The sequence below is a fragment of the Pseudomonas sp. FA-1 genome, assembly GCF_056856075.1.
Genome location: NZ_JBWXTH010000004.1, coordinates 241,352 through 262,854, shown reverse-complemented (window position 1 = coordinate 262,854; position 21,503 = coordinate 241,352). Strand labels below are relative to the sequence as shown.

At 64.6% G+C, this 21,503-nt stretch carries 19 protein-coding genes; 14 read left to right on the top strand and 5 right to left on the bottom strand.

Annotated features, from left to right (window positions below; all coding sequences use genetic code 11):
• The first annotated feature begins 6 nt into the window (after positions 1-6).
• The 9 genes from murD (at position 7) to lpxC (ending at position 10,455) form a co-directional block, all read left to right on the top strand.
• Positions 7-1,353: a UDP-N-acetylmuramoyl-L-alanine--D-glutamate ligase gene (murD, locus tag AC1MHZ_RS09970; protein WP_084857277.1), complete on the top strand. Its 1,347-nt coding sequence runs from the start codon at positions 7-9 to the stop codon at positions 1,351-1,353.
• Positions 1,350-2,564, top strand: a complete 1,215-nt coding sequence (ftsW, locus tag AC1MHZ_RS09965; RefSeq protein ID WP_084857279.1) for a putative lipid II flippase FtsW — start codon at positions 1,350-1,352, stop codon at positions 2,562-2,564. The genes murD and ftsW overlap by 4 nt, the downstream gene beginning before the upstream one ends.
• Positions 2,554-3,633: an undecaprenyldiphospho-muramoylpentapeptide beta-N-acetylglucosaminyltransferase gene (murG, locus tag AC1MHZ_RS09960; RefSeq protein WP_084857281.1), complete on the top strand. Its 1,080-nt coding sequence runs from the start codon at positions 2,554-2,556 to the stop codon at positions 3,631-3,633. The genes ftsW and murG overlap by 11 nt, the downstream gene beginning before the upstream one ends.
• Complete coding sequence (murC, locus tag AC1MHZ_RS09955; protein ID WP_482966305.1) at positions 3,626-5,080, top strand: UDP-N-acetylmuramate--L-alanine ligase; 1,455 nt, start codon at positions 3,626-3,628, stop codon at positions 5,078-5,080. The genes murG and murC overlap by 8 nt, the downstream gene beginning before the upstream one ends.
• Entirely contained in the window at positions 5,077-6,033 is a 957-nt protein-coding gene (locus AC1MHZ_RS09950; RefSeq protein ID WP_084857285.1) for a D-alanine--D-alanine ligase, read from the top strand. The genes murC and AC1MHZ_RS09950 overlap by 4 nt, the downstream gene beginning before the upstream one ends.
• Positions 6,034-6,038: 5 nt before the next feature.
• The gene (locus tag AC1MHZ_RS09945) at positions 6,039-6,908 is read left to right on the top strand and encodes a cell division protein FtsQ/DivIB (RefSeq protein ID WP_084857287.1); all 870 of its coding nucleotides are present in this window, start codon (positions 6,039-6,041) and stop codon (positions 6,906-6,908) included.
• 14 nt (positions 6,909-6,922) lie between these two features.
• Positions 6,923-8,179, top strand: coding sequence for a cell division protein FtsA (ftsA, locus tag AC1MHZ_RS09940; protein ID WP_084857289.1), 1,257 nt, complete (start codon positions 6,923-6,925; stop codon positions 8,177-8,179).
• Between the two features lie 55 nt (positions 8,180-8,234).
• A complete protein-coding gene (ftsZ, locus tag AC1MHZ_RS09935) occupies positions 8,235-9,431 on the top strand; it encodes a cell division protein FtsZ (protein ID WP_084857291.1) in 1,197 nt (398 codons plus the stop codon).
• Positions 9,432-9,543: 112 nt separating this feature from the next.
• Entirely contained in the window at positions 9,544-10,455 is a 912-nt protein-coding gene (lpxC, locus tag AC1MHZ_RS09930) for a UDP-3-O-acyl-N-acetylglucosamine deacetylase (protein ID WP_070092350.1), read from the top strand.
• Positions 10,456-10,541: 86 nt separating this feature from the next.
• Here the strand turns inward: lpxC and AC1MHZ_RS09925 are convergent, their stop codons facing one another.
• Together AC1MHZ_RS09925 and AC1MHZ_RS09920 are read right to left on the bottom strand one after the other, a co-directional pair.
• Positions 10,542-10,997 carry a DUF721 domain-containing protein gene (locus AC1MHZ_RS09925; protein WP_084857293.1) on the bottom strand — a complete coding sequence of 152 codons (456 nt, stop codon included), beginning with the start codon at positions 10,995-10,997 and terminating at the stop codon, positions 10,542-10,544.
• Between the two features lie 32 nt (positions 10,998-11,029).
• Positions 11,030-11,158 carry a hypothetical protein gene (locus AC1MHZ_RS09920; protein ID WP_301178466.1) on the bottom strand — a complete coding sequence of 43 codons (129 nt, stop codon included), beginning with the start codon at positions 11,156-11,158 and terminating at the stop codon, positions 11,030-11,032.
• 198 nt (positions 11,159-11,356) lie between these two features.
• Between AC1MHZ_RS09920 and secA the strand changes: the two genes are divergently transcribed.
• The 4 genes from secA to AC1MHZ_RS09900 all read left to right on the top strand — a co-directional run bounded on the left by secA (position 11,357) and on the right by AC1MHZ_RS09900 (position 17,221).
• On the top strand, positions 11,357-14,095 hold the full coding sequence (secA, locus tag AC1MHZ_RS09915; protein WP_084857295.1) for a preprotein translocase subunit SecA: 2,739 nt from the start codon (positions 11,357-11,359) through the stop codon (positions 14,093-14,095).
• A 179-nt stretch (positions 14,096-14,274) separates the two neighbouring features.
• Positions 14,275-15,492: a bifunctional glutamate N-acetyltransferase/amino-acid acetyltransferase ArgJ gene (argJ, locus tag AC1MHZ_RS09910; RefSeq protein ID WP_084857297.1), complete on the top strand. Its 1,218-nt coding sequence runs from the start codon at positions 14,275-14,277 to the stop codon at positions 15,490-15,492.
• Positions 15,493-15,647: 155 nt separating this feature from the next.
• Positions 15,648-16,280, top strand: coding sequence for a glutathione S-transferase family protein (locus AC1MHZ_RS09905; RefSeq protein WP_084857299.1), 633 nt, complete (start codon positions 15,648-15,650; stop codon positions 16,278-16,280).
• Positions 16,277-17,221 carry a Nudix family hydrolase gene (locus AC1MHZ_RS09900; protein ID WP_084857301.1) on the top strand — a complete coding sequence of 315 codons (945 nt, stop codon included), beginning with the start codon at positions 16,277-16,279 and terminating at the stop codon, positions 17,219-17,221. Before AC1MHZ_RS09905 ends, AC1MHZ_RS09900 begins: the two co-directional genes overlap by 4 nt.
• 129 nt (positions 17,222-17,350) lie before the next feature.
• Here the strand turns inward: AC1MHZ_RS09900 and AC1MHZ_RS09895 are convergent, their stop codons facing one another.
• The 3 genes from AC1MHZ_RS09895 to AC1MHZ_RS09885 are packed head-to-tail and all read right to left on the bottom strand — an operon-like array spanning position 17,351 to position 20,906.
• Entirely contained in the window at positions 17,351-17,917 is a 567-nt protein-coding gene (locus AC1MHZ_RS09895; RefSeq protein ID WP_084855795.1) for a cob(I)yrinic acid a,c-diamide adenosyltransferase, read from the bottom strand.
• Position 17,918: 1 nt separating this feature from the next.
• The gene (locus AC1MHZ_RS09890) at positions 17,919-19,949 is read right to left on the bottom strand and encodes a sensor histidine kinase (RefSeq protein WP_084855796.1); all 2,031 of its coding nucleotides are present in this window, start codon (positions 19,947-19,949) and stop codon (positions 17,919-17,921) included.
• Positions 19,950-19,988: 39 nt separating this feature from the next.
• Entirely contained in the window at positions 19,989-20,906 is a 918-nt protein-coding gene (locus AC1MHZ_RS09885; protein WP_482966304.1) for a putative 2-dehydropantoate 2-reductase, read from the bottom strand.
• 96 nt (positions 20,907-21,002) lie between these two features.
• Here AC1MHZ_RS09885 and AC1MHZ_RS09880 point away from each other — a divergent pair, with 96 nt between their 5' ends.
• On the top strand, positions 21,003-21,488 hold the full coding sequence (locus AC1MHZ_RS09880; RefSeq protein WP_084855798.1) for a YajQ family cyclic di-GMP-binding protein: 486 nt from the start codon (positions 21,003-21,005) through the stop codon (positions 21,486-21,488).
• The last annotated feature ends 15 nt before the right edge of the window (positions 21,489-21,503 follow it).

Here is a 21,503-nt window from a genome sequence, read left to right as displayed (position 1 = left end):
ACGAGCGTGTCACTGATCGCTTCCGACCAATTCCGCATCGTTGTCGGCCTCGGCAAGAGCGGCATGTCCCTGGTTCGTTTCCTGGCGAACCGGGGCATCGCCTTTGCGGTCGCCGACACCCGCGAGCAGCCGCCGGAACTGGACACCCTGCGCCGTGAATACCCGCAGGTGGAAGTGCGCTGTGGCGAATTGGACGTGGACTTCCTGTGCCGCGCCAGCGAACTCTATGTCAGCCCTGGCCTGGCCCTGGCCACCCCGGCGCTGCAGCAGGCTGCCGCACGTGGCGTGAAGCTGTCCGGCGACATCGAGCTGTTCGCACGTTTCGCCAAGGCGCCGATCGTCGCCATCAGCGGTTCCAATGCCAAGAGCACCGTGACCACCCTGGTCGGCGAGATGGCGGCCAAGGCCGGCAAGCGCGTGGCCGTGGGCGGCAACTTGGGCACTCCAGCGCTGGACCTGCTGGACGACGCCGTGGAGCTGTACGTTCTTGAGCTGTCCAGCTTCCAGCTGGAGACCACCGACCAGCTCAACGCCGAAGTGGCCACCGTGCTGAACATCAGTGAAGACCACATGGACCGCTACAGCGGTCTGCCGGCCTATCACCTGGCCAAGCACCGGATCTTCCGTGGCGCGCGTCAGGTGGTGGTCAACCGCCAGGACGCCCTGAGCCGGCCTTTGCCGGTCGAAGGCCGCCCATGCTGGACCTTCGGTCTCAATACTCCGGACTTCAAGGCCTTCGGCTTGCGTGAAGTGAACGGCGAGAAGCACCTGGCCTTCGAGTTCCAGGCATTGATGCCGGTGCGCGAGCTGAAGATCCGTGGTGCCCACAACCAGAGCAACGCCCTGGCCGCCCTGGCCCTGGGCCATGCCGTGGGCCTGCCGTTCGCCCCGATGCTCGAGGCCCTGCGCGAATTCGCCGGGCTCGCCCACCGCTGCCAATGGGTGCGCGAGCGCAATGGCGTCAACTGGTACGACGACTCCAAGGCCACCAATGTCGGTGCCGCCCTGGCGGCGATCGAAGGCCTGGGCGCGGATATCGACGGCAAGCTGGTGTTGATCGCCGGTGGCGATGGCAAGGGCGCAGATTTCTCTGCCCTGCGCGAACCGGTGGCGCGTTTCTGCCGCGCGGTGGTGCTGCTCGGCCGTGACGCTGAACGCCTGGCCGAGTCGCTGGGCGAGGGCGTGCGCCAGGTCAGGGTCAAGACCCTGGACGAAGCGGTGCAGCAGTGCGCCGAGCTGGCCCAGCCAGGGGACGCCGTGCTGCTGTCGCCGGCCTGCGCCAGCCTGGACATGTTCAAGAATTTCGAAGAACGCGGGCGCCTGTTCGCCCAGGCGGCGGGAGGGCTGGCATGATCTTCGGCATCCTCAAGCCCTACCCATCGCCACTGATCAGCGGTCGCGGCATCGACCTGGACTTCGCCTTCCTCGCCGGTTGCCTGGCGCTGCTCGGCCTGGGCCTGGTGATGATCACCTCGGCGTCGTCGGAAGTCGCCGCGGTACAGTCGGGCAACCCGCTGTACCACATGTTCCGGCACTTGGTGTATGTAGCCCTGGGCCTGGTCGCCTGCGGCGCCACCCTGCTAGTCCCGATCGCCACCTGGCAACGCATGGGCTTCACCATGCTGGTTGGCGCCTTCGGCCTGCTGGTACTGGTGCTGGTGCCGGGCATCGGCCGGGAAGTGAACGGCTCGATGCGCTGGATCGGCTTCAGCTTCTTCAACGTCCAGCCTTCGGAGATCGCCAAGGTCTTCGTGGTCATTTACCTGGCTGGCTACCTGGTTCGCCGGCAACAGGAAGTGCGCGAAAGCTGGATGGGCTTCTTCAAGCCGTTCATCGTCCTGCTGCCGATGGCGGGCCTGCTGCTGATGGAGCCGGACTTCGGGGCCACCGTGGTCATGATGGGCGCCGCGGCGGCCATGCTGTTCCTCGGCGGGGTGGGTCTGTTCCGCTTCAGCCTGATGGTGGCGCTGGCGGTGGTGGCGGTGTTCGTCCTGGTCCAGGCGCAACCCTACCGGATGGCGCGCCTGATCACCTTCACCGACCCGTGGGCCGACCAGTTCGGTTCCGGCTACCAGCTGACCCAGGCGCTGATCGCCTTCGGTCGCGGCGAATGGCTGGGCGTGGGCCTGGGCAACAGTGTGCAGAAGCAGTTCTACTTGCCCGAGGCGCACACCGACTTCGTGTTCTCGGTACTGGCCGAGGAGCTGGGTGTGGTCGGCTCGCTGTGCACCGTGGCGCTGTTCGTCTTCGTCACCGTGCGTGCCCTGTACATCGGCCTATGGGCCGAGAAGGCCAAGCAGTTCTTCGCCGCCTACATGGCATTCGGCCTGGCTTTCCTGTGGATCGGCCAGTTCCTGATCAACATCGGTGTGAACGTCGGCCTGCTGCCTACCAAGGGCCTGACCTTGCCGTTCCTCAGCTACGGCGGCAGTTCCCTGGTGATCTGCTGTGCCTGTGTGGGCTTGTTGCTGCGCATCGAATGGGAGAGCCGCACGCACCTGGGCAGCGAGGAGCACGAATTCAAGGAAAGCGATTTTGCCGAGGAGACCTATCATGGCCGCTGACGGCAAGAACGTCCTGATCATGGCTGGCGGCACCGGAGGGCATGTGTTCCCGGCCCTGGCCTGTGCCCGCGAATTCCAGGCCCGCGGCTACAGCGTGCACTGGCTGGGTACCCCGCGTGGCATCGAGAACGAACTGGTGCCCCAGGCGGGCCTGCCGCTGCACCTGATCCAGGTTAGCGGCCTGCGCGGCAAGGGCAAGCTGTCGCTGCTCAAGGCGCCGTTCACCTTGGTCAAGGCTGTGCTCCAGGCGCGGCGTGTCATTCGTCAGCTCAAGCCGGTATGCGTGCTGGGCTTCGGCGGTTATGTGACCGGCCCCGGCGGCGTTGCCGCACGGCTGTGCGGCGTTCCGCTGGTGATCCACGAGCAGAACGCCCGGGCCGGTACCGCCAATCGGCTGCTGGTGCCATTGTCGGCCCGTGTCTGCGAGGCTTTCCCGGACACCTTCGGGGCCAGCGACAAGCGCCGCACCACCGGCAATCCGGTACGCCCGGAACTGTTCCTGGACGCCCATCGCACGCCCCTGGCCGAGCGCCGTGCACGCCTGTTGGTACTCGGCGGCAGCCTGGGTGCGGAACCATTGAACAAATTGCTGCCTAAGGCCCTGTCGGAAGTGCCCGCCAGTGTACGCCCCGAGGTGTTCCACCAGGCCGGCAAGCAGCATGCGCCGATCACCGCCGAGCGTTATCGCGAGGCCGGGGTCGAGGCTCAGGTAGAGCCCTTCATCAAGGATATGGCCCACGCCTATGGCTGGGCCGACATGGTGGTCTGTCGGGCCGGTGCCCTGACCGTCAGCGAACTGGCGGCCGCAGGCCTGCCCTCGGTGCTGGTGCCCTTGCCCCACGCCATCGATGACCACCAGACCCATAACGCCCAATACCTGGCACGTGAAGGCGCCGCCTTCCTGATGCCACAAGCGACAACTGGCGCAGCGCAGCTCGCTGAACGCCTGAACGAGGTGCTGATGCAACCCGAGAAACTCAACACCATGGCCAGCACCGCACGGCGCCTGGCCAAACCTGCCGCAACCAGCACCGTGGTCGACATCTGCCTGGAGGTGGCCCATGGTTGAGAGCCAGAAAGCCATGCCCCAGCCGAAGATGGGCCGTATCCGTCGTATCCACTTCGTCGGTGTCGGCGGCGTGGGCATGTGCGGCATCGCCGAAGTGCTGCTGAACCTGGGTTACCAGGTGTCCGGCTCCGACCTCAAGGCCTCGCCGGTTACCGAGCGCCTGGAGTCGTTCGGTGCCGAGATCTTCGTCGGCCACCGCGCCGAGAACGCGGCCAACGCCGATGTGCTGGTGGTATCCAGCGCGATCAACCCGGCCAACCCGGAAGTTGCCACCGCCCTGGAACGTCGCATTCCCGTGGTGCCGCGCGCCGAGATGCTCGCCGAGCTGATGCGCTACCGCCATGGCATCGCCGTGGCCGGCACCCATGGCAAGACCACCACCACCAGCCTGCTGGCTTCGGTATTCGCCGCCGGCGGCCTGGACCCGACCTTCGTCATCGGCGGCCGCCTGACTGCCGCCGGCACCAACGCCCAGCTCGGCACCAGCCGCTACCTGATCGCCGAGGCCGACGAGAGCGACGCCAGCTTCCTGCACCTGCAGCCGATGGTCGCGGTGGTCACCAATATCGACGCCGACCACATGGCCACCTATGAAGGCGACTTCAACAAGCTGAAGAAAACCTTCGTCGAATTCCTGCACAACCTGCCGTTCTACGGCCTGGCGGTGATGTGCCTGGACGACCCGGTGGTGCGTGAGATCCTGCCGCAGGTCAAGCGCCCGACCGTCACCTACGGCTTCAGCGACGAGGCCGACATCCGCGCGATCAACGTGCGCCAGCAGGGCATGCAAACGCACTTCACCGTGTTGCGCCGCGACCGCGAGCCGCTGGACGTTTCGGTCAACATGCCGGGCAACCACAACGTGCTCAATGCCCTGGCCACCATCGCCATTGCCACTGACGAAGGCATCAGCGACGAAGCCATCGTCCAGGGGCTGTCCGGCTTCCAGGGCGTCGGTCGACGCTTCCAGGTGTATGGCGAGCTGCCGGTCGAAGGTGGCAGCGTGATGCTGGTCGACGACTACGGCCACCACCCGACCGAAGTGGCTGCGGTGATCAAGGCGGTGCGTGGCGGCTGGCCGAGCCGGCGCCTGGTGATGGTCTACCAGCCGCACCGCTACAGCCGTACCCGCGACCTGTACGACGATTTCGTGCAGGTGCTGGCCGACGCCAACGTGCTGTTGCTGATGGAGGTGTACCCGGCCGGCGAAGAGCCGATCCCCGGTGCCGACAGCCGCCAGCTGTGCCACAGCATCCGCCAGCGCGGCCAGCTGGACCCGATCTACATCGAGCGTGGTGTCGACCTGGCACCGCTGGTCAAGCCGCTGCTGCGCGCCGATGACATCCTGCTGTGCCAGGGCGCCGGTGACATCGGCGGCCTGGCCCCGCAACTGATCAAGAGCCCGCTGTTCGCTGGCGCCGTCGCCAGCCCGGAGAAGTCGAAATGAGCAGCGCATACGCCAAGTTGCATTCCACCCTGGACGTGAAGGCCTTCGGGCGGGTCGCCGTGCTGTACGGAGGCAAGAGCGCCGAGCGCGAAGTCTCGCTCAAGTCTGGCAAGGCCGTGCTGCAGGCACTGACCGACGCCGGTGTCGACGTGGTCGGCATCGACGTAGGCGATGACCTGCTGGCTCGCCTGCAGAGCGAGAAGATCGACCGCGCCTTCATCATCCTCCATGGTCGTGGCGGCGAAGACGGCAGCATGCAGGGCCTGCTGGAATGCTTGGGCATTCCCTACACCGGCAGCGGCATCCTCGCCTCGGCGCTGGCCATGGACAAGCTGCGTACCAAGCAGGTCTGGCAAAGCCTGGGCATCCCGACCCCGCGCCACGCCGTGCTGGGTAACGAAAACGATTGTGTCGAGGCCGGCACGGAACTGGGCTTCCCTTTGATCGTCAAACCGGCCCATGAAGGTTCCAGTATCGGCATGGCCAAGGTGAACAGCGTCGAAGAGCTGGTCGCTGCCTGGAAGGATGCCGCCAAGTACGATTCCCAAGTGTTGGTCGAACAGTGGATTCGCGGCCCGGAGTTCACCGTCGCGGTGCTGCGTGGCCAGGTGCTGCCGCCGATCGCGCTGGGCACCCCGCATGTGTTCTACGACTACGACGCCAAGTACATCGCCAATGACACCCAGTACCGCATCCCGTGCGGACTGGACAGTGCCAAGGAACAGGAACTGATCGACCTGACCGCACGCGCCTGCGATGCCATTGGCATCGAAGGCTGGGGCCGGCTGGACGTGATGCAGGACGAGCAGGGCCGGTTCTGGCTGCTCGAAGTCAACACCGCACCCGGCATGACCGACCATAGCCTGGTGCCCATGGCGGCCCGCGCGGCCGGCCTGGACTTCCAGCAATTGGTGCTGGCGATCCTGGCCGCCAGCGTCGAGACGCGAGGTTAACAGCCATGCAAGGCGCGATGTTACGTCATCAGCAACCCGCCACCGGCCGTAGCAAGCCGGTGCCGCGTGGTGCCAGCCGACTGGTGGCCAAGGAGCCAATGTCGGCGCGCCTGCCCAAGGCCAACTTCAGTGTGTTCAAGCGCCTGCTGTGGCCGGTGCTGCTGGTGGCCGCGGGCTTCGGTGCCTATGAAGGTGCCGTGCGCCTGATGCCGTACGCCGACCGTCCGATCACCAAGGTCGCCGTGCAGGGCGACCTGAGCTACATCAGCCAGCAGGCGGTGCAGCAGCGGATCGCGCCCTACGTGGCGGCGAGCTTCTTCAGCGTCGACCTCACAGCGATGCGTACGGAGCTCGAACAGATGCCGTGGATCGCCCATGCCGAAGTCCGTCGTGTCTGGCCGGACGAGGTGGTGATCCGCCTGGAAGAACAGTTGCCGGTGGCGCGCTGGGGCGACGAGGCCCTGCTCAACAACCAGGGGCAGGCCTTCACCCCGCGCGAGCTGGCCAACTATGAGCATCTGCCGCAGCTGTTCGGGCCGCAGCGCGCTCAGCAACAAGTCATGCAGCAGTATCAGGTATTGAGCCAGATGCTGCGCCCCTTGGGCTTTTCCATCGCTCGCCTGGAGCTGCGCGAGCGAGGCAGCTGGTTCCTGACCACCGGCGCGGGCAGCGCTGGGCCTGGGATCGAGCTGCTGCTGGGGCGCGACCACCTGGTGGAGAAGATGCGCCGTTTCATTGCCATTTACGACAAGACACTCAAAGAGCAGATCACAAACATCGCCCGCGTTGATCTGCGGTACGCCAACGGGCTTGCCGTTGGCTGGCGGGAACCGATTGCACCGACGACGGCCCAACCCGCCGTTGCGAAGAATTAGAGAGAGGCAGGACCATGGCAAACGCGCATAGCGGCAAAATGATCGTCGGGCTGGACATCGGCACCTCCAAGGTGGTGGCGCTGGTGGGTGAAGTGGCCGACGACGGCTCCCTGGAGATCGTGGGGATCGGCACCCACCCGTCCCGCGGCCTGAAGAAGGGCGTGGTGGTGAACATCGAATCGACCGTGCAGTCGATCCAGCGCGCCGTGGAAGAGGCGCAGCTGATGGCCGGCTGCCGCATCCACTCGGCGTTCGTCGGTGTCGCCGGCAATCACATCCGCAGCCTGAACTCCCACGGCATCGTCGCCATCCGCGACCGGGAAGTGAGCACCGCTGACCTCGAGCGTGTGCTCGACGCTGCCCAGGCTGTAGCCATTCCGGCCGACCAGCGGGTGCTGCACACCCTGCCGCAGGACTACGTGATCGACAACCAGGAAGGCGTGCGCGAGCCCCTGGGCATGTCGGGCGTACGTCTGGAGGCCAAGGTTCACGTGGTCACCTGCGCGGTCAATGCCGCGCAGAACATCGAAAAATGTGTGCGCCGCTGCGGCCTGGAAATCGACGACATCATCCTCGAGCAGTTGGCCTCGGCCTACTCGGTGCTGACCGATGACGAAAAAGAACTGGGCGTGTGCCTGGTGGACATCGGTGGAGGCACCACCGACATCGCCATCTTCACCGAAGGCGCTATCCGCCACACCGCGGTGATCCCGATCGCCGGCGACCAGGTGACCAACGACATCGCCATGGCCTTGCGTACGCCGACCCAGTACGCCGAGGAAATCAAGATCCGCTACGCCTGCGCCCTGGCCAAGTTGGCCGGCGCCGGCGAGACCATCAAGGTGCCGAGCGTGGGCGATCGCCCGCCGCGCGAGCTGTCGCGCCAGGCCCTGGCCGAGGTGGTGGAGCCCCGTTACGACGAGCTCTTCACCCTCATCCAGGCCGAGCTGCGTCGCAGCGGTTACGAGGACCTGGTGCCGGCCGGCATCGTCCTTACCGGCGGCACCGCGAAGATGGAAGGCGCCGTGGAATTGGCCGAGGAAATCTTCCACATGCCGGTACGCCTGGGCGTGCCGCACAGCGTTCGGGGGCTGAGCGATGTAGTACGCAACCCGATCTATTCCACCGGCGTGGGCCTGCTCACCTATGGCCTGCAAAAGCAGACCGAGGACCTGCCCTTGACCGGTAACAGCAGCAACAACAGCTATGGCGATGAACCGAAGGCCCCGGTGCTTGAGCGATTCAAGCGTTGGGTCCAGGGCAACTTCTAAGTTTCAAAGCAGTAGTGGTAGGCGCAAAAACTAGAGAACTGTAAGGAGAGGGAAAATGTTCGAGCTCGTAGACAACGTCCCGCAAAGCCCGGTCATCAAAGTGATCGGTGTCGGCGGTGGTGGCGGCAACGCCGTCAACCACATGGTCAAAAGCAACATCGAAGGCGTCGAGTTCATCTGCGCCAACACCGATGCACAGGCGCTGAAGAACATCGGCGCGCGCACCATCCTGCAACTGGGTACCGGCGTCACCAAGGGCCTGGGTGCAGGTGCCAATCCGGAAGTCGGCCGCCAGGCTGCGCTGGAAGACCGCGAGCGCATCGCCGAAGTGCTGCAGGGCACCAACATGGTGTTCATCACCACCGGCATGGGTGGCGGTACCGGTACCGGTGCTGCGCCGATCATCGCCGAAGTGGCCAAGGAAATGGGCATCCTCACCGTTGCGGTGGTGACCCGTCCGTTCCCGTTCGAAGGCCGCAAGCGCATGCAGATCGCCGATGAAGGCATTCGCATGCTGGCCGAGAGCGTCGACTCGTTGATCACCATCCCCAACGAGAAGCTGCTGACCATCCTGGGCAAGGATGCCAGCCTGCTGTCTGCCTTCGCCAAGGCCGACGACGTACTGGCCGGTGCCGTACGCGGTATCTCCGACATCATCAAGCGCCCAGGCATGATCAACGTCGACTTCGCCGACGTGCGCACCGTGATGGGCGAAATGGGTATGGCAATGATGGGTACCGGTTGCGCCAGTGGCCCGAACCGTGCCCGCGAAGCGACCGAGGCGGCGATCCGCAACCCGCTGCTCGAGGACGTCAACCTGCAGGGCGCCCGCGGCATCCTGGTGAACATCACCGCAGGCCCGGACCTGTCCCTGGGCGAGTACTCCGACGTCGGTAGCATCATCGAAGCCTTTGCCTCCGACCACGCGATGGTCAAGGTCGGCACCGTGATCGACCCGGACATGCGCGACGAACTGCACGTGACCGTGGTGGCCACCGGCCTGGGCGCGCGCATCGAGAAGCCGGTCAAGGTCGTGGACAACACCCTGCAGAACGCCCAACAGGCCTACGAGGCGTCCATCCCGGCACCGGCCCGCCAGGAGCAACCAGCGGTCAACTACCGTGACCTGGAGCGTCCGACCGTGATGCGCAACCAGGCCCATGGCGGTGCTGCCGCAGCCGCTAAACTCAACCCACAGGATGATCTGGACTACCTCGACATCCCGGCGTTCCTGCGTCGTCAGGCCGATTAATGGAATTTATCAGGGGTATAGGGGTGATTGGTGTTCAGCAAAGGCCGGGTCTGTTATCATCCCCAGCCTTTGTTGATACCTGTTCGCAATTTGCGCTGAAGCGGCCAATGCCATGATTAGACAACGCACCCTGAAGAATACCATCCGTGCCACAGGTGTCGGCCTGCACTCCGGGGAGAAGGTCTACCTGACCCTCAAGCCAGCGCCTGTGGACACCGGCATCGTCTTCCGCCGTGCCGACCTCGACCCTGTCGTCGAGATCCCGGCGCGCGCGGCCAACGTCGGCGAGACAACCATGTCGACGACGCTGGTCAACGGTGACGTAAAGGTCGATACGGTCGAGCACCTGCTCTCCGCTATGGCGGGCCTGGGCATCGATAACGCCTACGTCGAGCTCTCCGCCTCGGAAGTACCGATCATGGATGGCAGCGCGGGCCCCTTCGTATTCCTGATTCAATCCGCCGGCCTGGAAGAACAGGACGCAGCCAAGAAGTTCATCCGCATCCTGCGCGAAGTGACGGTGGAGGAGGGCGACAAGCGCGCTACCTTCCTGCCTTTCGACGGGTTCAAGGTGAGCTTCGAGATCGACTTCGATCATCCGGTACTGCGCAACCGGACCCAGAGCGCCAGCGTCGACTTCTCCAGCACGTCGTTCGTGAAGGAAGTCAGCCGCGCCCGTACCTTCGGTTTCATGCGCGACATCGAGTACCTGCGCAAGCACAACCTTGCGTTGGGCGGCAGTGTGGAAAACGCCATCGTGGTCGATGAGGACGGCGTGCTCAACGAAGACGGCCTTCGTTACGAAGACGAATTCGTCAAGCACAAGATCCTCGACGCCATCGGTGACCTCTACCTGCTGGGCAACAGCCTGATCGGCGAGTTCAAGGGCTACAAGTCCGGACACGCGCTGAACAACCAGCTGCTGCGCAAGCTCATTGCCGAGAAAGACGCCTGGGAAGTGGTCACCTTCGAAGATGCCAGCACGGCACCGATCTCCTACATGCGCCCTGTTGCGGCCGTGTAAGTTCGAACACTCTCTAGTTCATTGAGGCCACCTTCGGGTGGCCTTTTTTATGCTTGCTGACGGAGCGCGAAGCGGTCCCAGTGGGCCTATCGCTTGTCGCGGGCGTGACTGGCCAACCGCTCCAGGGCTGCGCGCAGCCTGGGGTCGGCAATGCCTTCGGCCGAATCGCGAATGCTCTCGGCTGCCTTGCTCGACAGTTCGACCCCTTGCCCCTCGCGCTTGGCCGGGACCAGCGGCGGCTGCACCTTGAACAGGATGCGCTGCAGGTTGCCGAATGCCTCCAGCGTTTGCAGCTGACGTTGCAGCCTTTTCTGCTGGTAGCGCAGGCGTGTCGCCCAATGACCATCCGTCACCACCAGCAACAATGTGCCATCGCGCCAGGACGCCACATGGCAATGCTCGCGAGCAGCCGGCTGCAGCTGGCTCTCCAGCAGGCGCTGCAGGTATTCCAGGCGTTCGGCCTGGTTGAGCAGCAGGCGCAGCGGCCGGGCCTGGCGTAGCAGGGCGGCCGGTGGGCGGGCGGGGGAGGGCTTGTAGGCCATTGGAGTACACAATGGGTTGCTGGGTGGCCATCTTAACAGAAGCTGCACGCCTCACGGCCTGTCTTGCCGAACCCCTGCGGGAGCAGGCCTGTCCCGCGATTGGGCAGCAAACGCAACGCAACCGCCTGATCTGCTTCGGAAATGTCCCAGATACGTTTCATCTTCCAGCACCTTGAACTTGCCCGAAAAGCCCTTATGTTAGGAGGGCCCCCGCCAAAGCGCTGTGCCAGCATCGTGGAAATCCACCACTTTCCTCACCATCGTTTCCGGGTAGAATGCTCGTTCGCATGCAGCCCATGGGCTGCACGGGCGACTCACGGGGCCGCCCTCCATCCCTAAGTGTGGAAGATCCTGTCGATATGTTTGCGCCTTTGTTAAAGAAACTTTTTGGAAGCAAGAACGAGCGTGAAGTCAAACGCATGCTCAAGACGGTGAATATCGTCAATGCCTTCGAAGAGAAGATGGTGGCCCTCTCCGACGAGCAGCTGCGGGGCAAGACCGCAGAGTTCAAGGAGCGCCTGGCCAAAGGCGAGACCCTCGACCAATTGCTGCCCGAAGCCTTCGCCGTGGCCCGTGAGGCCGGCAAGCGCGTCATGGGCATGCGTCACTTCGATGTGCAGCTGATCGGCGGCATGACCCTGCACGAGGGCATGATCGCAGAAATGCGCACCGGTGAAGGCAAGACGTTAGTCGGTACCCTGGCCGTCTACCTCAACGCACTGTCCGGCAAGGGCGTGCACGTGGTGACGGTGAACGACTACCTGGCCCGCCGTGACGCCAACTGGATGCGTCCGCTGTACGAGTTCCTCGGTCTTTCCGTGGGTATCGTCTCGGCCTTCCAACCGCCGGAGGAGAAGCGCGCCGCCTACGCCGCCGACATCACCTACGGCACCAACAACGAATTCGGTTTCGACTACCTGCGCGACAACATGGCGTTCAGCCAGGAGGAGAAGTTCCAGCGCGAGCTGAACTTCGCCGTGATCGACGAAGTCGACTCCATCCTCATCGACGAAGCTCGTACCCCGCTGATCATCTCCGGCCAGGCCGAGGACAGCTCCAAGCTGTACATCGAGATCAACCGCCTGATCCCACGCCTGACCCAGCACATCGAAGAAGTCGAAGGCCAGGTGACCCAGGAAGGTCACTACACCATCGACGAGAAGAGCCGTCAGGTGGAGCTCAACGAAGCCGGCCACCAGTTCATCGAGGAGATGCTCACCCAGGCCGGCCTGCTGGCCGAGGGCGAGAGCCTCTATTCGGCGCACAACCTGGGGCTGCTGACCCACGTCTATGCCGGCCTGCGCGCCCACAAGCTGTTCCATCGCAACGTCGAATACATTGTCCAGGACGGCCAGGTCCTGCTGATCGACGAGCACACCGGCCGTACCATGCCGGGCCGCCGCCTGTCCGAAGGCCTGCACCAGGCCATCGAGGCGAAGGAAAACCTGAACATCCAGGCCGAGAGCCAGACGCTGGCCTCGACCACCTTCCAGAACTACTTCCGCCTCTACACCAAGCTGGCGGGCATGACCGGCACCGCCGACACCGAGGCCTTCGAGTTCGCTCAGATCTACGGCCTGAACGTGATGGTCATTCCGCCGAACAAGCCATTGGCGCGCAAGGACTTCAACGACCTGGTATACCTGACCGCCGACGAGAAGTACGCGGCGATCATCGCCGACATCAAGGAAAGCATGAAGCAGGGCCGCCCGGTCCTGGTCGGTACGGCCACCATCGAAACCTCCGAGCACATGTCCAACCTGCTGAAGAAGGAAGGTATCGACCACAAGGTGCTCAACGCCAAGTACCACGAGAAGGAAGCCGAAATCATCGCCCAGGCCGGTGCGCCGGGCGCGCTGACCATCGCCACCAACATGGCCGGTCGGGGTACCGACATCCTGTTGGGTGGTAACTGGGAAGCCGAGGTCGCAGCGCTCGAGAACCCGACCCCTGAGCAGATCGCCCAGATCAAGGCCGACTGGCAGAAGCGTCACCAGCAGGTGATCGAGGCTGGCGGCCTGCACGTGATCGCCTCCGAGCGCCACGAATCCCGCCGTATCGACAATCAGCTGCGCGGTCGTGCCGGCCGTCAGGGTGACCCGGGTTCCAGCCGTTTCTACCTGTCGCTCGAAGACAGCCTGATGCGTATCTTCGCCTCCGACCGGGTGAAGAACTTCATGAAGGCCTTGGGGATGCAGTCCGGCGAGGCCATCGAGCATCGCATGGTCACCAACGCCATCGAGAAGGCCCAGCGCAAGGTCGAAGGCCGTAACTTCGACATCCGCAAGCAGTTGCTCGAATACGACGATGTGGCCAACGAGCAGCGCAAGGTGATCTACCACATGCGCAACAGCCTGCTGGCGGCCGACAACATCGGCGACACCATCGCCGAGTTCCGCCAGGAAGTGCTCGATGCCACCATCAGCCAGCACATTCCGCCACAGTCGCTGCCCGAGCAGTGGGACGTGGCCGGCCTGGAAGCTGCTTTGGCCAGCGATTTCGCCATCAAGCTGCCGATCCAGCAGTGGCTCGACGAGGACGAGCGCCTCTACGAGGAGACCCTGCGCGAGAAGCTGCTCAGCGAAATCACCGCAGCCTACAACGAGAAGGAAGACCAGGCCGGCGAGGAAGCCCTGCGTACCTTCGAGAAACAGATCCTGCTGCGTGTACTGGACGATCTGTGGAAGGACCACCTGTCCACCATGGACCACCTGCGTCACGGTATCCACCTGCGCGGCTATGCACAGAAGAACCCGAAGCAGGAGTACAAGCGCGAGTCCTTCAGCCTGTTCCAGGAGCTGCTGGAATCGATCAAGCGCGACACCATCCGTGTGCTGTCCCATGTCCAGGTCCGTCGCGAGGACCCGGCCGAAGAGGAAGCGCGCCTGCGTCGCGAGGCCGAGGAACTGGCCCAGCGCATGCAGTTCCAGCATGCCGCCGCCCCTGGCCTGGAAAGCGAAGAGCAAGCTGCCCAGGAAGGTGCCGAAGTGGCCGTGGCCACCGCGCCGGTGCGCAACGAACAGAAGCTGGGCCGCAACGAGCCATGCTGGTGCGGTTCGGGCAAGAAGTTCAAGCATTGCCACGGCCAGATCGAATGATCTGATCCGCTTGCTGTAACGTGACAAACCTGGGCCGCTGTGCGGCCCATTCGCGGCACAAGGCCGCTCCTACAGAGACTCGAGCATGGTCCTGTAGGAGCGGCCTTGTGCCGCGAATGGGGTGCGAAGCGGCCTCGCTCTTCCATCACCTGTCCACCGTATTTTCTAGGAGCGCTCTAATGGCTGTTGGTCTTGGTCCTTTGCCCACCCTGCACCCGGTTCCCGGTTTTGAACTCGGCATCGCGTCTGCCGGCATCAAGCGCCCTGGGCGCAAGGACGTGGTGGTGATGCGTTGCGCCGAAGGCTCCAGCGTCGCGGGTGTGTTCACCCTCAACGCCTTCTGTGCAGCACCGGTGATCCTCTCCAAGCAGCGTGTACAAGGCACCGTGCGCTACCTGCTGACCAACACCGGCAACGCCAATGCCGGCACCGGCGCGCCGGGCCTCGCCGCCGCCGAGCGCACCTGCGCCAAGCTGGCCGAATTGGCGGGTGTCGATGCCAGCACGGTACTGCCGTTCTCCACCGGCGTGATCGGCGAACCGCTGCCGGTCGAGAAGATCGAGGGTGCGCTGCAGGCCGCCCTGGACGACCTGTCGGAAGACAACTGGGCGCAAGCCGCCACCGGCATCATGACCACCGACACCCTGCCCAAGGGTGCCAGCCGCCAGTTCCAGCACGACGGCGTCACCGTCACGGTCACCGGCATCAGCAAGGGCGCCGGGATGATCCGCCCGAACATGGCCACCATGCTCGGCTACATCGCCACCGACGCCAAGGTCGCGCCGGGCGTGCTCAAGGACCTGCTGCTCGACGGCGCCAACAAGTCGTTCAACCGGATCACCATCGACGGCGACACGTCGACCAATGACTGCTGCATGCTGGTCGCCACTGGCAAGGCCAACCTGCCGGAAGTCACTGAAGCCCGCGGTGCGCTGTTCGACGCCCTGAAGCAGGCCGTGTTCGAGGTGTGCATGGAAGTGGCCCAGGCCATCGTGCGCGACGGTGAAGGCGCCACCAAGTTCGTCACCGTGCAGGTCAATGGCGGCGGCAACCACCAGGAGTGCCTGGACGTCGGCTACGCTGTGGCCCACTCGCCGCTGATCAAGACCGCGCTGTTCGCCTCCGACCCCAACTGGGGCCGCATCCTCGCCGCGGTCGGCCGTGCCGGCGTACCGGCGCTGGATGTCAGCCTGATCGACGTGTTCCTCGATGACGTCTGCATCGCCAGCAAGGGTGGTCGTAGCCCGAGCTATACCGAAGAGCAGGGTTCCAAGGTGATGGCCCAGGAGGAAATCACCATTCGCATCGAGCTGGGCCGTGGCCAATGCAGCGAAACCATCTGGACCACCGACCTGTCCCACGAGTACGTGAAAATCAACGCCGAGTACCGTACCTGAACCATCACAGGGCCGCTTCGCGGCCCTTTCGCCGGCAAGCCGGCTCCCACAGATGTCGCCGTATACCCCCAGATCTGTGCTGAACCTGTGGGAGCCGGCTTGCCGGCGATGGGCTGCAAGGCAGCCACGAATTTCCAAACCAATGGAGCCGAACCATGAGCTATCACCTGATCATCGGCGACAAGCTGTACTCCTCCTGGTCGCTGCGTGGCGCGCTGGCCCTGGAGCTGGCTGGCGTGCCCTATGAAGAAACGCTGATCAAACTGAACCAGCCCGACACCCGCAAGCGCATCCTCGAGTTCTCGACCAGTGGCAAGGTGCCGCTGCTCAAGACCGAGCATGGTGTGATCGCCGATTCCCTGGCCATCGCCGAGTATCTGGCCGAGCGCCACCCCGACGCCCAGCTGTGGCCTGCCGATGTCACTGCCCGTGCCCAGGCCCGCTCGGCTTGCGCGCAGATGCACAGCGGCTTCATGGCCCTGCGCAGTGCCATGCCATTCGACCTGTCTCGCGACGAGGGCCTGGAAAGCATCCCGCTGGATGTCCAGGTGGATATCGATCGTATGGTCGCCCTGTGGTCCGAATGCCGGCTGGCGGCCAAGGAAAGCGGCCCGTTCCTGTTCGGCAAGCCGAGCCTGGCCGACGCTTTCTTCGCCCCGGTGGCTGTGCGCCTGCGTACCTACCGCGTCGAAGTGCCTGCGCAAGCGGCCACGTACATCGAGACCATCTACCAGTGGCCGGCCTTCCAGGCCTGGCAGAAGGCAGGCCTGGCGGAGCGTGAAGGGTGAAGCGGATTCATGTGGTAGCAGCAGTCATTCGTGGTATCGATGGGCGCATCCTGATCGCTCGGCGCGCCGACACCCAGCACCAGGGCGGCCTGTGGGAGTTCCCCGGCGGCAAGGTGGAGGAGGGCGAGGCCGTCGAGGCGGCGCTGGCCCGTGAGCTGCGCGAGGAACTGGGCATCGAGGTGACCCGTTCCCGACCGCTGATCAAGGTCAGCCATGATTACCCGGACAAGCAGGTGCTGCTGGATGTCCGTGAAGTCGACGGTTTCACCGGCGAGCCCCATGGCGCCGAGGGCCAGCCGCTGGCCTGGGTGGCGCCCCGCGACCTGGGGCAGTACGACTTCCCCGAGGCCAACACGCCGATCGTGGCAGCCGCCCGCCTGCCAGACCAGTACCTGATCACCCCGGACGGGCTGGACGCGCCGCAGCTGCTGCGCGGTATCCAGAAGGCCATCGCCGGCGGTATCCGCCTGATCCAGCTGCGTGCACCGGACATGTACGATCCCAAGTATCGCGACGTGGCGGTGGATGCGGTCGGCCTGTGTGCCGGCAAGGCCCAGCTGATGCTCAAGGGGCCCTTGGAGTGGTTGGGGGATTTCCCTTCCGCCGGCTGGCACCTGACCTCGGCACAGCTGCGCAAGTACGCTACCAATGGCCGCCCCTTCCCCAAGGCGCGCTGGCTGGCGGCGTCCTGCCACGATGCCGAGGAGTTGGCCCTGGCCGAGCAAATGGGCGTGGACTTCGTCACCCTGTCGCCGGTGCAGGCGACCCAGACTCATCCGGACGCCACGCCGCTGGGATGGGAGCAGGCGAGGCGGTTGATCCAGGGGATCAACCATCCGGTGTTCCTGCTCGGAGGCGTCGGTGCCGGTGAGCGGGAGCAAGCCTGGGATGCCGGAGCACAGGGTGTTGCCGGGATCCGGGCGTTCTGGCCTGAAGTCTGAGTAATCGGGGCCGCTTTGCGGCCCATCACCGGCAAGCCGGCTCCCGCAGGGCCTGCACAGAACTCAAGCCCTGTGCGGTCCTTGTGGGAGCCGGCTTGCCGGCGATGGGCTACAAAGTAGCCCCAAAAATCAGCCGTTAGGCTTATCCGCAGGCTGCCACAACACCTCAGCCACCCCCTGCCGCCGGCCGATGATCCGCGCCGCCACGAACAGCAGGTCCGACAATCGGTTGATATACGCCAACCCGACCCCCTCCAGCGGCTCGAGCGCATTCAGCTGTTGGCAACGCCGCTCCGCGCTCCGCGCCAGGCTCCGGCACACATGGGCCTGGGCCACCAGCGCCGAGCCGCTGGGCAGGATGAAGTTCTTCAGCGGCCCCAGCTCTTCGTTCCAGCGGTCGATCGCCGCTTCCAGCCGTTCGACCTCTTGGGAATCCAACGCCTGGTAGCTGGGCATCGCCAACTCGCCACCCAGGTCGAACAGCCGGTGCTGACAGGGCGCAAGGACCTCGATCACCTCCTGCAGCCCTTCGCTGGCGAGCCCTGCGAGCAGCAGGCCCAGTTGACTGTTGAGGCTGTCCACCTCGCCAATGGCTTCGATGCGTGGGTGGTCCTTAGGCACCCTGCGCCCATCGCCCAGGCCGGTCTCGCCTTTGTCGCCGGTGCGGGTGTAGATCTTCGACAGGCGATAGCCCATGTCATGCCTCCGTGGTGCCCGGTGCCGTCGGCGCCGGTTGGCCAAGGGGCAGGCGCAAGGTGAAGCAGGTACCCTGGCCGGGGGCGGAATGCACTTCCATTTGCCCCTTGTGGTTGTTGGTGATGATGAAATACGAGACCGACAAGCCCAAGCCGGTGCCCTGCCCAATCTCCTTGGTGGTGAAGAACGGTTCGAAGGTTCGCTTGCGTACGGCTTCGGGCATGCCGACGCCATTGTCTTCCACCTGGATTTCCGCCCACGGCGGGTTGAGCCGGGTGCGCAGGGTGATGCGCCCCGGTTCGCTGGCTTGCGGGCGCTGGTGGATGGCCTGGGCGGCGTTCTTGAGCAGGTTGAGCAGCACCTGCTCCAGCTCGTTGGCCGTGCAGGGCACTGGCCCGAGTGCCGGGTCGAATTGACGCACGATGTGTTGGCCCTTGAAGTCGAAGCCGATGGCCAAATCGAAGTCGTTGCCGGCGATTTCCACGGCCTGGTCGATCAGCGCCGGCAGATCGCAGGGCGCCAGCTGACGGTTGCTGCGGCGGCTGAAACTGAGCATGTGGGTGACGATCTTCGCTGCGCGCGCGCCGGCTTGTTGGATGCCATCGAGCAGCTGGGGCACCTCGCGGCTTTCCAGGTAGCGGTTGACGCTGGACAGGTCGATGTCCAGCTCGGCCGCCTGCTCCTGGTTGCGAGGCAGCTCCGGCGACAGCCGTCGGCGGATGTTCTGCACGTTGTGCAGGATGGCCCCCAGGGGGTTGTTGATCTCGTGGGCCATGCCCGCGGCGAGCCCGCCCACCGAGAGCATCTTCTCCGACTGCACCATCATCTCTTCCAGCGAGAGGCGCTGGGTGATGTCGTCGATGCGGATCACCACGCCACGCCCTCCGCCGCCCGTCAACGGGTAGAAGGTCAGGGCGTAGTGGCGCACGTCCTCGCCCTTGGGCCAGGTGACCCGTTCGATCTTCGCCACGCGGTGTTTTTCCACGCTTTCCTTGAGTTGCGGAAGGAACGGCTTGAGCGGCTCGAAGGCGATGAAGATCGGCTGGTTCAGTGCCTCGTCCAGCGGTGTGCCGGAGAGCACCGTGGCTTCATGGTTCCACTGGGTCACGTAGAGCTGTTCATCGAGGGCGATCAGGGCCGAAGGCATGGAGTCGATGATGCTGTTGAGATAGTTTTGGAAGCCCGTGAGCTTCTTCTCGATCTTGCTGCGGACCTGGACTTCCAGTTCCAGCTTGCGATTGGTGTGTCGCGTTTCTTCGGCCAGGCCCTGGGCCTGGTCATAGGCCATCTGGAATTCGTCGCGGGTGCGCTTGAGCTGTTGCTCGCGAGCCTCGATGCGCGAAAGCATGGTATTGAAGGCGTTGGCCAGGCTGCCGATCTCGTCGTCGTTGCCGCGTTGGGCGCGCAGGGCGTAGCTTTCCTCACGGGTGACCTGGCGGCTCAGCTCCTCGAGCTGGTTGATCGGTTCGGTGATCAGGCGCTTGATCTGCCGGGCGATGAGCAACCACAGCAGCACACTGAAGACCAGGATCGCCAGGCTCGCGGTGAGGGTGCCAGTGTAGAAGGCCGTCGGCAGTTCGCTGCTGGCGACCAGCAGCAGGTGGGCCGGGGGCTGGCCTTCGCGGGGCAGCGGGATCAGCTGGGTGCTGCGAAATTCCATCATGCGCCAGCCGCTGATGTTGCGAAAACGCTTGGGCAGCGCCAGCGGGTCGCCATGTTGCAACTGTGCGAGCATGCGCCCATCGCCGCCATAGAGGGCGGCGGCGCGCAGGGGAGAGTAGCTGTCCAGTTCCTTGAGCAGTGCGCTGGCCGCCTCCTGCGAGTCGCCGGCACGCGCCGACAGCTGTGGGTTGGATACCAGCCGGCCGATGGTGTGCAGGGCCTGGGGCGCCATGCTTTCCTGGGTGATCCAATAGGCGGCGCTGATGAAAGCCAGGTTGGCTACCAGCAGGATGGTGACCAGCAGTACCAGCAAGGCCGCCAGCAGTTTCTGCCCGACCGGGAGGTTTTCCAGGCGTTGGCGCAGGGTCATGGGCGAGGCGGTGTCCTCTGTGCGGTTGATGGGGCAGCGTCAGTCGCTGGGCAGGCCACGGGCCTGCAAGCTATCGACCAGGCGCTGGTGCAGGCGTTCCAGGTGCGGCAGGCCCAGACCATGGCGGGCTGCGGTCCGGCAGGCATGGCCGAGCAGGTAGTGCACTTCGGTGCGCCGACCATGGCGTACGTCCTGGTACATGGAAGAATAGTTGGCTGCCGTGGCCAGGATGACCCGCTGTACTTCCTCGTACAGCCTGTCGGCGGCCTGGGGCTGGCCACAATGGCGCAGCAGTGCGGCGAGCTCGTCGCACAGTGTGGCGACTTCTCCCAGGTGTTCCAACAGGCCACCGTTATGGCAGTCGTGAAGCACCGTCAGGGGGTTGATCGCACAATTGAGCGCCAGCTTGCGCCACAGGCGGGTGTTGATATCCACCGTCCATTCGGCGGGGATGGCGGCTTCGGCCAGTTCGTCGTACCAGTGCGGCATGGTGGGGTTGGCGGGGTCGCCCAGCCAGTTGAAGCCTTGCCCGGCGAAGCGTACGCGCCAGTCGTCCTCGCGAAAGGCGCCTTCGGTGCTCGAGGCGAAGATGCAGCGGGCCCGGGGCACCTGCTCGGCGACTTCGTCCTGGCTGCCCAGGCCGTTCTGCAGCAGAACCAGTTCGGCCCCTTCGGCCAGGCGCGACGCCAGGCGGGCCACGGCAGGGGCGGTGTCATAGGCCTTGCAGGCCACCAGCAGGCGATGGATCGGCCCATGGGCACCGGGGCTCTCGGCCGGGATCGCATAGCGGCTGGCCTGGTCATGCTCGACCAGGGTCAGGCCGCCGACGGCCTGGTAGGCGGCCACGCGCTGTTCGTCACGCAGGACCAGGCGCACCGCCTTGCCCGCGCGGGCCAGGCGGCAGGCCCAGAGGCTACCGAGGCTACCGGCGCCGAGAATATGCCAGGTGCTGCTCATCTGCGTTTCGCAACCCGTTATAATGAGCCCGCATTTTAACCGTCAAACCTGGCGCGCTCCATCCGACCGAGCGCGCTTTTATTTTGGAGAACAACCATGCCTTCGTTCGACGTGGTATCGGAACTGGACAAGCACGAAGTCACCAACGCCGTGGACAACGCGGTGAAGGAACTGGACCGTCGCTACGACCTCAAGGGCAAGGGCAGCTTCGAGTTCAAGGACAAGGAGCAGACCGTGCTCCTGACCGCCGAGGCGGAATTCCAGCTCGAGGCGATGATCGAGATCCTGCGCCTGGCCCTGGTCAAGCGCAAGATCGACGTCAAATGCCTGGAAGTCAAGGATGCCTACCCCTCCGGCAAGGAAATGAAGCAGGAAGCCAAGTTCCGCGAGGGTATCGATAAAGAACTGGCCAAGAAGATCGTCGCTACCATCAAGGACGCCAAGCTCAAGGTCCAGGCCGCCATCCAGGGCGAGCAGGTGCGGGTCACCGGCAAGAAGCGCGACGACCTGCAGGAAGCCATCGCCCTGCTGCGCACCAAGGAATTCGACATGCCGCTGCAGTTCAACAACTTCCGCGACTGACCGTTTGTGAAACAG

Excerpts from the sequence above, each read along its gene's own strand:
- ftsW (WP_084857279.1), top strand. The coding sequence starts at position 1,350 with ATGATCTTCGGCATCCTCAAGCCCTACCCATCGCCACTGATCAGCGGT.
- murG (WP_084857281.1), top strand. The coding sequence starts at position 2,554 with ATGGCCGCTGACGGCAAGAACGTCCTGATCATGGCTGGCGGCACCGGA.
- murC (WP_482966305.1), top strand. The coding sequence starts at position 3,626 with ATGGTTGAGAGCCAGAAAGCCATGCCCCAGCCGAAGATGGGCCGTATC.
- AC1MHZ_RS09950 (WP_084857285.1), top strand. The coding sequence starts at position 5,077 with ATGAGCAGCGCATACGCCAAGTTGCATTCCACCCTGGACGTGAAGGCC.
- AC1MHZ_RS09945 (WP_084857287.1), top strand. The coding sequence starts at position 6,039 with ATGCAAGGCGCGATGTTACGTCATCAGCAACCCGCCACCGGCCGTAGC.
- ftsA (WP_084857289.1), top strand. The coding sequence starts at position 6,923 with ATGGCAAACGCGCATAGCGGCAAAATGATCGTCGGGCTGGACATCGGC.
- ftsZ (WP_084857291.1), top strand. The coding sequence starts at position 8,235 with ATGTTCGAGCTCGTAGACAACGTCCCGCAAAGCCCGGTCATCAAAGTG.
- lpxC (WP_070092350.1), top strand. The coding sequence starts at position 9,544 with ATGATTAGACAACGCACCCTGAAGAATACCATCCGTGCCACAGGTGTC.
- AC1MHZ_RS09925 (WP_084857293.1), bottom strand. The coding sequence starts at position 10,997 with ATGGCCTACAAGCCCTCCCCCGCCCGCCCACCGGCCGCCCTGCTACGC.
- AC1MHZ_RS09920 (WP_301178466.1), bottom strand. The coding sequence starts at position 11,158 with ATGAAACGTATCTGGGACATTTCCGAAGCAGATCAGGCGGTTGCGTTG.
- secA (WP_084857295.1), top strand. The coding sequence starts at position 11,357 with ATGTTTGCGCCTTTGTTAAAGAAACTTTTTGGAAGCAAGAACGAGCGT.
- argJ (WP_084857297.1), top strand. The coding sequence starts at position 14,275 with ATGGCTGTTGGTCTTGGTCCTTTGCCCACCCTGCACCCGGTTCCCGGT.
- AC1MHZ_RS09905 (WP_084857299.1), top strand. The coding sequence starts at position 15,648 with ATGAGCTATCACCTGATCATCGGCGACAAGCTGTACTCCTCCTGGTCG.
- AC1MHZ_RS09895 (WP_084855795.1), bottom strand. The coding sequence starts at position 17,917 with ATGGGCTATCGCCTGTCGAAGATCTACACCCGCACCGGCGACAAAGGC.
- AC1MHZ_RS09890 (WP_084855796.1), bottom strand. The coding sequence starts at position 19,949 with ATGACCCTGCGCCAACGCCTGGAAAACCTCCCGGTCGGGCAGAAACTG.
- AC1MHZ_RS09885 (WP_482966304.1), bottom strand. The coding sequence starts at position 20,906 with ATGAGCAGCACCTGGCATATTCTCGGCGCCGGTAGCCTCGGTAGCCTC.
- AC1MHZ_RS09880 (WP_084855798.1), top strand. The coding sequence starts at position 21,003 with ATGCCTTCGTTCGACGTGGTATCGGAACTGGACAAGCACGAAGTCACC.